5 protein-coding genes are annotated in these 15,665 nt (G+C 39.3%); all 5 read left to right on the forward strand.

Annotated elements, in window-relative coordinates; translation table 11 throughout:
- Positions 1 to 56 precede the first annotated feature (56 nt).
- The 5 genes from RGQ13_RS08095 (at position 57) to RGQ13_RS08115 (ending at position 15,610) form a co-directional block, all read left to right on the forward strand.
- On the forward strand, positions 57 to 1,076 hold the full coding sequence (locus RGQ13_RS08095) for an AraC family transcriptional regulator (RefSeq protein ID WP_348393047.1): 1,020 nt from the start codon (positions 57 to 59) through the stop codon (positions 1,074 to 1,076).
- 179 nt (positions 1,077 to 1,255) lie between these two features.
- Positions 1,256 to 3,580 carry a reprolysin-like metallopeptidase gene (locus RGQ13_RS08100; RefSeq protein ID WP_348393048.1) on the forward strand — a complete coding sequence of 775 codons (2,325 nt, stop codon included), beginning with the start codon at positions 1,256 to 1,258 and terminating at the stop codon, positions 3,578 to 3,580.
- Positions 3,581 to 4,036: 456 nt separating this feature from the next.
- Positions 4,037 to 6,133, forward strand: a complete 2,097-nt coding sequence (locus tag RGQ13_RS08105) for a winged helix-turn-helix domain-containing protein (protein WP_348393049.1) — start codon at positions 4,037 to 4,039, stop codon at positions 6,131 to 6,133.
- A 600-nt stretch (positions 6,134 to 6,733) separates the two neighbouring features.
- Positions 6,734 to 11,002, forward strand: a complete 4,269-nt coding sequence (locus RGQ13_RS08110) for an Fn3-like domain-containing protein (RefSeq protein WP_348393050.1) — start codon at positions 6,734 to 6,736, stop codon at positions 11,000 to 11,002.
- A 24-nt stretch (positions 11,003 to 11,026) separates the two neighbouring features.
- A complete protein-coding gene (locus RGQ13_RS08115) occupies positions 11,027 to 15,610 on the forward strand; it encodes a S8 family serine peptidase (RefSeq protein WP_348393051.1) in 4,584 nt (1,527 codons plus the stop codon).
- Positions 15,611 to 15,665 lie beyond the last annotated feature (55 nt).

Genomic DNA, 15,665 nt, shown 5'->3' on the forward strand with positions numbered 1-15,665 from the left:
GCTAGTATTTAACTTAACTTAACATTTTATATACTAGCTTTAGGTCCCTTTTATCAATGGCAAACATATCTCCAAGCAGTTTTTATGGTAATGCCGCAACGATTTGCCTAGCATTAAAATCATCCAATATAGACGCTAACGCAATATTGGCGCAAGCAGGTATAAATCTTAGCGAATATAAATCTGGTATGAATCGGGTACCACACGAATTAATGAATAATTTGATTCGTTTGAGTGTTCAGGCAACAGATCCTACGTTAAGCTTTAAATGTGTAGAGTTCTTAAGTCCGGCTAGTTACCATGCTCTTGGCGTTGGACTACTATACAGCGATACGCTTCGTTCTTTTTGTCAACGCTATCAACGTTACTTTGGTCTAATTTCGACACTTCTTAAAGTCGAATACACAGAGACCATGGGCTCCGCATGCTTAACAAGTGTAGAGTACGATAGTAATTGCCAAACAGTGAAAAACTTTGATTCAGATACATTTGCCGCAATCACCTTAAAATTTGCCCGAATGATCAGCGGCCCTGAGTATAATTTAAAGAAAATATCATTGATTTGGACACCTCCTGAAGAGATCAGACAACAATATTATGATCACTTTAATTGTGATATTGAATTTGGCGCTGAAAAAACCAAAGTATGTTTTGATGTTGCCGACCTTGATAAAGAGCTACCGGCTTCTAATTTAGAACTTGCCCGAGAAAGTGATAAAACAGTAACTGAGTTTTTAGAAAAAACTGCAAAAGTTGATTTAAAATCACGTGTTGTTGCTAAACTTATCGAATTTTTGCCATCTGGTGACTGCTCACGCGAACGTGTTGCCATGTCATTACATATGACGGCGAGTACCTTTCACAACAAGTTAAAGCAAGAAGGTACGAACTATCAAGACTTACTCGACCAAATTCGCCAGGAATTAGCCGAACAATATATTGGGAAAGACGGTTTGTCTATGGCTGAAGCCACGTACTTACTTGGTTTTACCGATTGTAGTAACTTTTCCCGCGCTTTCAAACGCTGGGTGGGCATGTCGCCAAGAGATTATCGAAATTCGTTGGAAAACAATTAATAAACTGTCGACCTATCAGCCGAATCAACATAATTGATTCGGCTTTTTTTGTTCGAGCGCATAATAAATCAATAAATTAACTCTAGATTAAACTTTATTGACTGGAAATTTGTTTAGTATTCTGTAAATATTCGCTATTGCCTAAATAAAAACTTGCCTTAGATAAAGTTGTTTCCTATATGAAAATGTTTTTAGCTTATACAGCTGCGCTGTTAATTACCGCTATCATTCCTGTTAATGCACAAACTGCATTTCAGTCACCGGTTTGGACTGATATAGATAAAAATGATTCTCATATACAGGCAAAAACCAGTCAACTATCTAGCACTAAGAATTTAAAGGCAAAATATTACCGATCTATAAACGTTGATTTTTATGCATTAACTCAACAAATGTCGAACCAAAAATTAATTATTGAAGTACCGATACCTGATGGCGAAATTGTTAAATTTGAACTATCAGAGAACAGTGTTTTACCGACCGAATTATCAAAAAAATATCCATCTATACGAGCCTTTAATGGCGTTCAAGTTGATAATCCAAATCACACCGGTCGTTTTGATATTACCCCACAAGGTTTTCATGGCTTAATAACTTATAAAGGCAAAACCATATATATAGATCCTCAATATCAGGGTAATCCATTTGAATATGCAAGCTATTATAAACAAGATGCGCAAAAGCTAGCATCTATACCTGCTGATTTGGTTAAGGCAGTTAAGAACAATACAAACGTTTTAGCTGCGAAAAGCGTAGCCAATAGTCCTATCAATAAAACCTATCGTATAGCGTTTTCTGCAACGGGTGAATATAGCGAATTTCATGGTGGCACAAAGGAGTTAGTGTTAGCTGCATTAACCACGTTAACAAATCGAATGAATCAAGTGTTCGAACGAGACTTAGCCGTAAGCTTACAACTAGTCGCTGAGACTGATGCCGTGATCTTCCTTGACCCAGTAACAGATCCATTCTTAAATAACGATGATGATGTGTATAAAAATGCAGTGGTTTTGCAGCAATATTTGGGTAATGATAAGTTTGATCTAGGCCATGTTGTAACAACCGGAGCAGGTGGTTTAGCCGGTGTTGGGGTTGCTTGTGATAACGATTTAGTCGATGAAAACGATCCCAATTCAGGTGTTTGGAAGGCGTTAGGAGTTACCGGCAGTTTAGCGCCCACCAACGACAGTTTTTATATCGACTTTGTTGCCCATGAACTTGGTCATCAGTTTGGTGCTGAACATAGCTTCAATTCTTTAAGTGAGGCATGTTCAGGCAACCGTTGGGAAACATCAGCATTTGAGCCGGGCAGTGGCTCTACCATAATGGCCTACACAGGAATTTGTGCCCCTACAAATTTACAAGAAAACTCCGATGATTATTTTCACGTTGAATCAATACGTGAAATTACTACATATTTAACTAATGACCCGTGGGGAATCGGACAAACTTGTGGTCAGACATTAACTAATAATAACAATGCACCAACAGTAGATGCAGGCAATAATTATACAATACCCGCAAATACGCCGTTTAAACTAACTGCTCAAGCGAATGATATTGATGGCGATGATGTTACTTATACATGGGAGCAGGTTGATTTAGGCACTGCATCATTTGACCCTGAAACTATGGTTGATGATGGCAGCAGACCTATTTTCAGATCATATAAACCTAGCCTAATCAATTACCGAGTGTTACCGCAATTAGAAAGTATTTTATCCGGTGAATTAGTCATGGGTGAAAATTACCCAACTACAAACCGAGCGTTAAATTTTAAAGTCACCGCCAGAGACGGAGTCGGCGGTGTAGCATCTGATAGCATGATTGTTAATGTTGAAGCCAGTAGTGATGCATTTATTATTACGCAACCAAGTGTAGGTGAGTTTTGGCAAAACGAAACTCAGAGCCAAATCCGCTGGAACGTAAGTAATACAAATAGTGCTCCAATAAACTGCATGTTTGTTGATATTGAATTTTCAGCTAATGGCGGCGAGTCCTTTAATACAATGCTTGCGACCAATACAGCTAATGATGGTGAACATATAGTGAGTACGCCAAGTGGAGATAGTAAAAGCGCGAGGTTGAAAGTGTCATGCGTTGATAATATCTTTTTTAATATTTCTGACGAATTTGAAGTGTTTAATCCACCTGTAGCAAATGATGATGCTTATGATGTTGCTTTTGAAAGCAAAAATAATATTTTTGATGTTTTAGTTAATGATTCAGATCTTACCCCAGGTGATAACTTATCCTTGATTTCTGTTACCTATAATGGGGAAGGGGCCGTAAGCATTATCAATAATACCCTAAGCTATACTGCTCCTAATAATTATACTGGCTCTGAAACATTAACTTATCAAATAGCCGATAAGTCAGGTTATAGAGCTCGCGCTACGGTAACAATAACTGTTAACGAAAAAACCACGTCAAAATCAAGCAGTGGAGCATTGTTATGGCTGAATTTAATGCTTTTACTTTTCCTCATCAAGCGCAGTAATTAGTTAATTAAATAGTTAAATACAACTCAAACAAACTACTGAAATACCAAAGCCGCTATTATTTAGAATTAAGCGATATCATCAATCTTGTACATTTACATTTACAGATTTGCAGCCAAACTGTAAAAGCTAATAAAAAGCATCAGCATACCTTTGCTTATAAAAGCCATTTTGCTAATTGTAAATATTCACAATTAGGCATGCATTTAGATGACCAAACTATAAGTGCTTAAATTAATTTATAATATTTTTACAATCTATATTTTTATTTCTTATAAAACAGATGGTTAGTGTAATTGTGAAATAAATGTAAGTTTTTAAAGGTTAAGTAGGATTGATTTTTTTACATTTTTAGCCATGTCTTTGAAACGTTTAGATATCTTGTTTGTTGTAATTTCTTGTTATTTTAGGTTAATGAAAGTTTAATGATTTTATTAATTTAAAAGGCTTAGAGATCAAATGATTGAAGTAGCATCACGTAAATATAATATTGGCCGCTGGCAAATTGACTGCACTAAAATGACCATTACAAATGAGCATGAGTCTGTCCAATTATCAGCCAAAGTGTTTGAATTACTTAAATTATTTATAGTTAGCTCCGATCATATTGTAAGCAAAGATGAGGCTATTGAAAAAGTTTGGTTGAATAATAAAGGTGTTGCCAAAACGGGCTTTCCTAATGCGCTTTGTGTTTTAAGAAAAATATTTACCGACTTAGGTGCTGAGCCCAACGAAGTATTTATAACGATACCTAAAGTTGGCTATCAACTTATTACAACTGCAGAAGCTATTCAAATTGAATCAGATCAAACAGCACCAGATATAACAAACAGTAAACAAAAGTATTTGTGGGCAGCGGTGATAAGTGTTGCGATAGCATTTGTAGCAACTTATTTGATGATTAACCATTCAAAGCAAGATAAAACAGCCATTCAAACCGTAAAAACTCAAACTAAAGCGAAACGAATCACTAACTTTGAAGGTATTGAGGAACAACCTACGATAAGCCCCAATGGACAGTTAATGGCTTTTCAATGGCGCCAAACAAGAAAACATAGCCAAATTTATATCAAGGATTTATCAGATGATAGCGCCGAACTACGCTTAGTTTCTCAAAGTGATGCAGAGGAGGTAACGCCAGTATGGTCTTCAGATGGTTTATCTTTAGCCTACATTCGTATTTATACAAATGGCGAATGCCAAGTGAGAATCTATCACTTAATTTCAAATAAAGATAAATTAGTCGATACTGGTTGCGGACAAGATAAATTTAACCATGGTCTTGATTGGAGCAGTGATGGTCGTTATTTAGTATATCCGAAAGTTTTACAAGGTCGAGTTGCTATATTTCGTCATGATTTAACAGATAATTCGACTAAGCAACTAACAAAACCAAACCTTAACCAAAGTGATTCTCTAGTAGTATTTATTGAAGAAGATCAAAAGATTGCAGTGATCCGTAAGAACAACTTTCAATCACAACTTTTTATCACCAATGCCAATAGTATGGATGATTATGTCGAAGAAGTTTTATTAAAAAATGATAATACTATGCTTGGCCTAGCTTGGGATGCGAGAAACAGACAAATTATTGTCACAAAACCGAAACAAGGTCAGTTTGTTATTGAAGCTTATGATTTAGATGATAAAAAGTGGTTTTTTATTGATGACTCTCCAACACCAGGTAGTGTGTCAATTAACCCTGCTTCTGGGGAACTGGTATTTTCTCGTCATAGTGCCAGTGAATTCATTGAAGAAAGATCATTACAAACAGGTGAAACACTTCGTCGAATCGCATCTTCATCGAGAGATCTTTACGGGCAGTATAGTAACAATGCTGACAGTATATTATTTAATTCTAATCGTTCTGGAAGTTGGGAGCTTTGGCTTAAAAATAAATCTGGAAGCAAACAGTTGACTAATAATATTGGTTTACCATTTGTGCCAACAGTTTCACCATCAGGTGAGAAGTTTGCTGTGGTATTTAAACAACCAGATGAAGATAAAAGTCAGTTTTTTATAGGAACTTTACCTACTGGTGAGCTAACAAAAGTAGCTGAGTTCGATTTAAATGTGACTAACCCTTTTTGGTCACAACAAGAAGATACCTTATTTTTTTCAGCTAGTGTTAACTCAAAACAAGGGATCTACAGTTACAACATAGAAACCAAAATGGTTAAAAATATCACTAGTAGCGATGAGATTTTTGCTGTTCAAGGCAGTGATGGTTATTTATATATGAGTCGTACTAATCAATCAGGTATTTGGCAGTATAATATTGAAAGTGACAAATTTATCAAGGTAGTATCAGAATTAACTGCAAGTGATTATGGTAACTATTTTTGGATGAATGATGCTTTGTATTATATTCAGCGCAGTGATGAATATGATCAAATCAAAAAATTAAAAACTAGCAGTGAAGATGAAGTTGTACTTACCCTTCCTGCGAGCTCTATACGAAATTATCGTGGTTTATCCCCTACAGCAAATCAATCTATTCTAATCAGCTTACATGGCATTAATGATGCTGATATATATGCCATGCTGCTAAATTAGCCATACCAAGCTGTAAATTTAATACATAAAATGACAACAATACTGTTGTCATTTTTTACATCAGGGATGATGGAATGCCAACTCAACATGGATGTTTTTTAGAGTTGGCTCAAATCAGGGATGATGGAATGCTAATCTAACACCCTAACTCCCTAGCTCCGCGCCTAACTTCCTGAAACCTCTCCATAACTTCCTGAACTCGTTTCAAGATCTGATGTATCACGATGCTTGTAAAATTAACGAAACAGAATTCACTACCTATTGTAAACAGATTGTAATGTATTGTTTTTAATATGGTTAATAGGTTTTCGTTGTCAACTTTAAGACATAACAATTAAAGCAAATGACAATGTTTAAATGTTAAAAAGTGTTAATTTGTAGCTGAGAATGTAATTAAGGCAAAACTCTCTAAAACCCTCTATTTAAAAGGGTTGTATGAAAAAAGTAAGTTAATTTTAAAGTAATTGTAACCTTTTGCCGTTGAAGTTGCCTTTAGTGCCTTGTATTTATATTGCCCATTAAAAACGCCGAAATAATTCAAATTCATTTTTACACCATGACATTTGAATTTAAACAACATAGTTAAATAAAGAGGACACTATGATTTTTAAATCATCCGCTGTCGCAATACTAGTTTCAACGCTGTTATCAAATAGTGCTAATGCCACAATTAATGGTGGTCAACTAGATAATGCAAATACCGATGGGGCTAGTTCTTACCTAGCTAACACAGAGCAAGAGGTAGGTGTTTACACCATTACTCTTGCGCACGCAGGCGCCATAGACAGCAAATACGCTGAGTATGGTTCAGGCCGTAGCACTGTTATCAACGAAATCACTAAAAAACAAAGTCAGTTAATTGCGCGCATCCAAGCCGAAGAGCCTACAGCGATTGTTACTAGACAGCTACGTATCGTTGCCAGCATGCTTACCATTCAAATGAGTAAAGCAACGGCTGAAAAAGCTCGTCAGTTTGCCGACGTAGTTTCGGTAACGAAAGACGATAATGCTATTCTGGTTGACGCTAATACTTTAGCCGCGAAAGAATCTCCTTACCGATACTTAAAAGTGAATGATGCAGAAGGTGACCCGGTAGTTGCTCTTGTTGGTCAAGGGGTTGATTATACCCATGCTCAATTAGGTGGCAGTGGTAAACAAGCTGATTATGTTACTGCGTATTATGATCGTGATGCGGTGTCTGATTTATTTCCAAATAGCACCGTTATTGGCGGTTTTGATTTCTCCTCTTCACGTGGTGGCTTTGACTATAATCCGATTGAATTCTACGCAGACATTGAAATGGAATTTGATGGCGTACAATACGGCTATAAAGCCGGTGTTGGTACCATATCAGCGTCAATGATTTTAAATGCAGCACCATCAGCAAAAATTCTCAGTTATAAAATACATGGTGTAAATAACTCAGCATCTGGTCTATTGAGAGAATCAAAAGAAAGTTTATACGCCGCACTTGAAATGGTGATGGACCCAAACCTTGATGGTGATATGTCTGATGCTGCCGATATCTTACTACTAGATGTTAACCCTATGGGCTGGTTAGGCTATTGGGATGAGAATCATTATGGCGGTAGTTTAGACATCAAAATATTACGTTCTGTTGCCGCTGCGGGTACTTTAGTGGTAACGCCTGCAGGGGACAATGGTCAATTTGATACTTACTATAGTGTTGCTCCGCGCGGTATGGTTCCTGAAGGGATTTCTGTCGGTTTTGTTGATAAAGACGTTGATAATGTTGGTGAATATATAATCAATAAAAACAGCCCGATAGGGCCAAATCGTGGCCAATCAAATATTAAACCGGAAGTTGTTGCACTTTCATCTGACGCTTATGGTGCAATTATCAATTCTGGTAACTACAGCGATAAAGTTGAACCTAACAATTTATACGGTGCAGCCAGAGTAGCAGGCGTTGCCGCTAATTTAATGAAGCGCTACCCGCACCTTAACGCCCATGAGATAAAAGCGATGATCACCAACACTGGTGAGTATGATGTTGCTAATGCTTGGGGAATTGCCCAGTTAGGCGGTGGTCGCTTAAACCCTGTGGCTGCTACTGGTACTCCTGTATTGATGTACGACAAAGCAACGCTGCAACCAACCATTAATTTAGGTCAGGTTGCTGTGCAAGGCGAAGCCGGCTTTACTAAAGAATTAGTGATCAAAAATGTTTCTGACAAAGAAGAAACTTATTACCTGTCAAATGTTATCAATGATGCGAAAAATATAGAAGATTCGTATCGTCCTAATAATGCCGCCATCAGTGTGGTTATGCCATCACACGTAACGATACCAGCGAATTCAGAAATCACCGTTGGCGTTACTTTTAATATTGACGGCAGCAAGTTAAGCCCTATATCTATCCAGAAAAGTGCAGATTACAGCCTTGAAAGCTGGGACCTATATGCATTAGATGGCTACATTCAATTTACCCACGAACGTAGTAAAACTAAAAACATTCAAATGCCCTGGTTAGCCATGCCAAATCAAACTAGTCCATTTAGTGTTGATATGGAAACCTATGTTTTTGATACTTTCTATAAAAAAGAAACCTACGACAGAATTGGTGTAGATGAAAGGCTGCCGCCGTTTAGAAGTGATTGGAAAAATGCCACTTATTTTGACATTACCCAATCTTATAATCAGGTTGATATCAAAAATGAATCAAGTGTTGCTCAAGATCTTTACGCTATGCCAACCATTTACTATTCAGCCAGTAAACCCGCAGATAAAGTAAATTCAGGCGGTAACATTATTAAAGCGGTTTCTGGTGGTGTTTATCCGCAAGAGCAATGTAGCGTTTCAAACAAGCAATTAAGTGTTGCCGTTACTATGTTTGAACCAATGCAAGTGCCTGTCTCAAAGTATATGGACCGTATTGGCGAGAAGTTACTGGTGTTAAAGCTTTATAACCAACAAGCGTTGCTTGCTGCCGATAATGTATATCCGCAAGAAGACTCAATTGTGAATAGTCAATTACGTTATAAAACCCCGGTTGAATTATCAAAAGTTAAAAATGAACAGCAAAGGATCACCGAACTTTCTGTGTCTTTTGATTCTATTGATGAAGGCGAAGATGGCTTACGCGATGGTATCGATGACACTTTAAAGCCAATCACGCTGGAAACGTTTTACCTTGACTATAAATATGCTTTTGATTTAGATGCACGACAAAAGCGTATAAAAACCTCGAGCTTACCTACCATAGTATCTCCAAGTGGTGATACGGTGATCATGAATATTTGTCTTGAAGAGTTATATCATGGGCCGCACATTAGCTACGATATTGAGCCAATCGAATCAGATTTCACCATTAATGAACAAACCTTTAATGAAAACATTGGTTTCCAGTTTATAACCGACAGACAAAGCTTACCAACTATCGGCGATAACTTACTTATTCATAACTTTAAATACGGTGGTTTATTAGAGCAAGAGCTTGATACCGCCCTTGACGAAGAAATTATTGAAGATATCTGTGAAGAAGAAGACTACAGCGAAGACTTTATTGAAATACACGACTCTAACGGTAACTGTATTAGGGAGTTCACTGAAAATCAACCGATAGTAAGTTTACCTGTTTACTTTAACCTTAGTGGCACTAGCTTCACTAATTTTTGTGAAGTCAAAACATTAAGTCCTTTACGCTATACCTGCACGATAACGCACCCTCGTTTTGTTGAAGATATCACATTTACTTCACCTGTAGGTGCGCCGTGGCCTGGTGGTGAAGGCCCTACTACGGCTAACTTAATGTGTAACCTGCCAAAAGAGAGTACCTACGCAACGTGTTACCCGGATAACTTAAAAGGTGAGCATAGCCAAACCGATTATATCAAAATGATTGAGTTGGCTGATGTACTAAAAGCGCCAATTAAGCAAACTACCTTTGGCGAAGGCAACTACTCATTATTAACCGGCTCTGTTATTAAAATTGCTCATTCTGATGATAGCAAAGACGCTGAAGAGCTAATTTGGCAAGATAAACTTACCGTTGCTCCTGGTGAAAAAGCCACTGTTGCGCAGCTTGTGCAAGAAGAGTGTGGTGGACAACTTGTTGATTTAGGCTTAGATAACTGTATTGGCAAGTCGTCAGTGTTCAGCCCTGCAAGCGGTTACTTCAGATTTTTGGATTGGAATTCGCCATTACCAACCATTAAAGACAACCAAAGTTTTACCATTAGTGAAGCTGCTCAAAATGGTGACTTTGTTGGTCAGGTTCAATTTGCTGGTGACCGATTACAACAAAGTAAAAACTCACGCATGCGCTTAATGAGTAGTGATGTTGGCGCACCATTTCAAATGGACGAATTTGGCGTTATCACTGTTCGTGACGCGTCAATTTTGAATTATGAAGCAAAAACCCAATACCAAATCAAAATTCAAGCGTACATGTATTACCTGAATGGCGATATAACCACGGTAAATATCGGTTTATCCAACGCCAATGATAATGCCCCGCAGCAAGTGTCTGGTTTACCAGTTATTTCAGCCAAAGTAGGCAGTGAAATTGAAAACGTTTCTTTAGCGCCGCATTTTACCGACCTTGATGGTGGCAAAGTGAACTTTATCTCAGCTGATCTACCCGACGGCATAAGCATTAGCCAGGCAGGTACGTTATCAGGTACTCCAAATGTGGCTGGGGAGTTCTTCTCTACATTATTGGTTTCTGACGATATTCACACTTATCAAGCATCACTAGAGCTGAATATTACTGGTGAAAATTCTCAAGCTGAAGAAGAGGCAAACGAGTCATCGTCTTCAGGCGGTAGTATCTCATTTACTTTCATCTTGTTAATGATTTTGGCTAGCCAACGTCGTTTAGCCCAAAGATTACAGAAAAGTGCCTAGGCACTTTTCAAAAAGGACATTAAAGTGAAATTACATTTAAACAAATTAATGCTGACCTTGTCTATTGTTGCTACGGGTGCGAATGCTGCACCTAATAGCTTAATAGACAACGATGGGCAAACCTATATTCCACTGAATCAAACGGTATTTACCGCTGATTTAATAACGCAAAGAAAATCTCTCGCTGGTATCGACAACTACATGGTCTTATTAGAAGACGATGCTCTGGCTATGTATAAAGGTGGTCTAAGCGGATTATCAGCAACGAATATATTAGCCAGTAAAGGGGCTAACGTTAATGCACGTGGCAAGCTTAATACTAAGAGCCTGGCGTCAAAGCAATACAAAAGCTTTTTATCTGCTAAACAGGCTGAAATGCAATTACATATTAGTTTGCGCTTAAAGCGCGAGCTGAATGTTGAATTTGAATTTACCTCAGTATTGAACGGTTTTACTACAGAGCTAAATGCAACTGAGGCATTACTGGTAAAAGGCATGCCAGGTATACGCTCAATCGAAAAGCTTGAAATGCAAGCTATGGATACCGATTCAGGCCCTGCATTTACTGGTGCTAATAATGTCTGGCAGCAGTCCAACGTTTATGTAGACGCTAATGGCGACAGTATTAGCATGGGCGAGGGCGCAGTTGTCGCGGTTATAGATTCGGGTATTTCGTCTTATAAAGAAATGGTAATAGATATTAAGGATACTGAAAACCTACCGCCATTTAACCCGTCTTTTGCCGGCGAAGTTGAAGAATTCGAATTTGACGCCGAAGGTAACTTTGTTGTTGATGAGCAAGGCAATAACGTAAGTACTACATACACATTTACCAACCCAATCCCAAACCCTGATAGTGCATCAGGTTACTACGGAGATTGTGCTAGCGAGCCAAACTGGTGTAGTGAAAAATTGATCGGGGTTATGGGCATAGGTGTTTATGGTGCGGACTCTGTATCTCAAGATCACATTGTTGAAGAAAATGGTGACATTACTTTCATTTACTCAAGATGGGCAACTGGTCAGGATTTCACCGGCCATGGTACTCACGTAGGCTCAACCGCAGCAGGTAACTTTGTTTATAACGTACACGCCGAAGTTGAAACTGGGCAACGCGATCACGTTACCTTAATGGACAATTTTGAAGAAGAAGTGGAACAGCGAAGAATTGAAGGCAGAGCAAATCACGAAAATAAAAACAGCTACAATGACTTTAAAGAATCTTTTGTTTACGACCGTATCGGTGGTGTTGCACCACATGCCAATATAATCTCGTATCAGGTGTGTGGCGGAACAAGTGGTGGATGTCAGCCTGGTTATGCCGCAGTGGCGCTTGAGCATGCCTTTAATATAGGTGTTGACGCGGTTAACTATTCGGTCAGTGGCCCGGCAACTTCACCTTGGTATAGCTGGCAGGCATTAGCGTTTTTAGGAGCGCGCCAAAATGGTATGCATATATCTGCTTCTGCTGGTAATACCGGTGCATATGGCTGGGGAACGGTACGTACGCCGGCAAATGCTCCTTGGCTTACCAGCGTTGGCTCTGCGTCATCTGATCGCGGCTTTGATAAAAAAGTTGCCACATTATCTGGTGGTAAGTCTTCGGTTGTTAACCATGTTGCTAAAGATGATTTAGATAAGCCAGAATGGCAGCAATACATCGATTTATCAGGTGTATTAGTTGGTGAGGCAGGTACATTAGGACTTGCTGAAACTGAGCTTGTACTGGCTAGCAATGCAGAAGTGACTAATGCTGAAGATGATTGGGGCTTAGCTGGCAGCTGTGGACCTAGAACGCTAAAACCAGAATTAGTTGCGGGTAAAGTTGTTGTTTGTAAACGTGGTGGCGGTAATGGTGAAGGTCCTATTGCTCGTTTAACCAAAGGTGTTGAAGCGTATTTTGCCGGTGCTGCCGGGATGATTTTAATTAATACCAAAACCGGTAGTGAAAGCGTTATCGCCGATCAACATGTATTGCCGGCGCTACACTTAAACTATAAAAATGGTAAACAGCTGTTAGAGTGGTTAGCCGAAGGCGAAGAGCATAAAGTTGCCCTTAGTGACTCTAAGGCACAAGCAAATCCAACCAGAGCAAACTTTCCAAGTGTATTCTCTTCACGTGGTCCCGATATTTTCTCTAAAGATTACTTGATCCCATCTATTACCGGTCCAGGTCAAAGCATCATAGCCTCTGGTTTAGGGCAAAATATGATGCGTTATAAACCTGATTCAGTAACCTCGGGATCTAACTGGGAATATAAGAGTGGCACATCAATGTCTACGCCACATATGACCGGTATATACGCCATTATTGCCGGTGTGCAAAATGCTAAACCGCTTGAAGAAGAACGCTGGACGCCAGCTGAGGCGCAGTCGGCAGTTATGTTAACTGCGGCAACAACCGTACGTGTTTGGAATGGTGAATTTGACCAGGACAACAATGAAGTATTCGATCCCGCATCATTTCATATGCAAGGCTCGGGTTTAATGCGTGTGGATTATGCGCTTAAATCTGGATTTGTTATGCCAATCACTCGCGACGAATATTTAGCTGCAGATCCATACGGTGATGCAAGCTATCAGGAATTGCCAGACGATCAAGGCTTGCCAGATGAAAGTATCAAAGATGATGAGATGGACCTTCCTTACCCGGTAGATGAGTACGGCGATAAAATACTTGCTCCACAGGGGTGGCACGGGAAAACTCATCGATTAAACCTGGCAAGCTTATCAAAAGGTGATTGTTTAGCCGCTTGTGGTTGGGTTCGTACCTTTAAAGCAGTAAAAGATGCTACCTACAATATATCTTATTCTTACGGCACTAAGGGCATGGTATTAAACACTTACGTTGTTGATGAAAGTGTTGAAGGTCTTGTCCTTACGCCAAGAGAAGAAGATGAAATCACCTCGGTAGAGCTTGCTGGTACTGAAATTATTACTTTGTCAGTAACGGCTGGGCAAACGTATAAATTATACTTTACCGCTACAGTTAATGATGAACTTGATGCAATTTGGTCAAATGGTCGTATACATTTTAAATCAGCAGATAGTTCCATTGCTGATATGAGCCTTGCCGCAGCGGTTGAATTTGTTGCAGGTACTGCGCCAGAAGAAGTGAACATTATTGCCCATCGCGATACCGGCACGGTACAAGTAAACGATATCGTCACTATTGGCAGTAGCGATTTAACCATCACTGAAAGCAGTATTACTGAAGCGTTTACCGACAAAGTATATATCTCAAGAGATAAATTCCCAACAGAAGTTTACCGCGATTTAGAAGATGGCACTTACGCCTATCCATTTTATGTACCATCAACTGCAGCGCGTTTAGTGATTGAAGTACTGGATACCTCATCACCAGATATTGACATGTATGCCATGGTTGACAGCGATGCCGACAGTGTGGTCGATCAGCGCGAACTTAGAGCTGTTACCTTTTGGGATGGCTATCGTGGCGCCGACGCCAAGATAGACGTGCAAAACCCAACACCAGGTATTTATATGTTACTTATTCATAACTACGGTGACGTTTTTAATGCGGTTGAAATTGGTGAAGGTGAAGCCAACCCATTACATGACCCGGCAACATTAGAAGAGCCAGACTTTGTTGAGTTCTCTATTTCTGTGGTGCGCAATGCTGACGAAGACGATGAGTCGTTAAAGGTACGTGGTCCAAGAAATGTAGCCGCTGATGATGAAGTTACTCTGGATTTAACCTGGAACAAAGCCATGAGAAAAGGCGAGCGTTACTACGGGCAATTCCACTTAGGCACTGATGATCACTTAAGTCAAAATATCGGTACGGTTAATGTCAACATTCAGCGTGGTCTGGATGATGTACAGCTAAATCTGTTATCAAACAATGAAGCAACGTCAGAAGCCGCTTTTGAAATCATGTTTACTGCTAATAGCACCGAAAAAGACATCACTTACAACATGACAGTTGATTTAGCAGCAGGTACTGAACTGGTGCAATTTACCCATGAAAATGTACAAAAGGGTATTGCGCTTAAATCAGCCGGTGAAGAAGTTGACTATAGCATCAACGGCAGTGAAATCACCTTTGAACATGTGATGGCTGCGGGTGGTAACGCCGAAGCCGTAGCGTTAGTAATTAATTATGACCATGTTGAAGGCCAAACTGATATTGCGCCGGTAGTCACCTCAATTATTAATGAACAACAGCATCCAAGCTATTCATACGTTGATGAAGCTATAGATGTTGTTGGTCGTCCGGTGTTTACAACGTCTGTATCTGATCGTAGCCCTGCAAAAGGCGATACGGTTGTTATCAGCGCTAGTCTAGTTGATGCGGTTATCGAAAACCCTTCAATTTCATACGCATGGACGCAAGTATCTGGCCCTAATGTTGAGGTTACACAATCTGCTAATGAAATTAGCTTTGTGATTCCAGGTGCAAAAAATGAAGGGATCATCATCTTCGAGCTTACCGGACACAATGGCGATAAACAGTCGATGCCAGTTGAAGCAAGCGTAAATGTTGAGGCAACCGATTTTGGTGGCAGTACTAATGAAGCATTCATGTTACTGGCATTAACGGCTCTGTTTACTCGTAGAACAATGCTACGTCAATCGAAAGCTTAGAAAAACAAAATACTAATAAATAAAGGATGCTGTCGTCAGGTAACCCTGGCGGCAA

The organism is Thalassotalea psychrophila, assembly GCF_031583595.1.
GTDB lineage: Bacteria > Pseudomonadota > Gammaproteobacteria > Enterobacterales > Alteromonadaceae > Thalassotalea_A > Thalassotalea_A psychrophila.

Excerpts from the sequence above, each read along its gene's own strand:
- RGQ13_RS08095 (WP_348393047.1), top strand. The coding sequence starts at position 57 with ATGGCAAACATATCTCCAAGCAGTTTTTATGGTAATGCCGCAACGATT.
- RGQ13_RS08100 (WP_348393048.1), top strand. The coding sequence starts at position 1,256 with ATGAAAATGTTTTTAGCTTATACAGCTGCGCTGTTAATTACCGCTATC.
- RGQ13_RS08105 (WP_348393049.1), top strand. The coding sequence starts at position 4,037 with ATGATTGAAGTAGCATCACGTAAATATAATATTGGCCGCTGGCAAATT.
- RGQ13_RS08110 (WP_348393050.1), top strand. The coding sequence starts at position 6,734 with ATGATTTTTAAATCATCCGCTGTCGCAATACTAGTTTCAACGCTGTTA.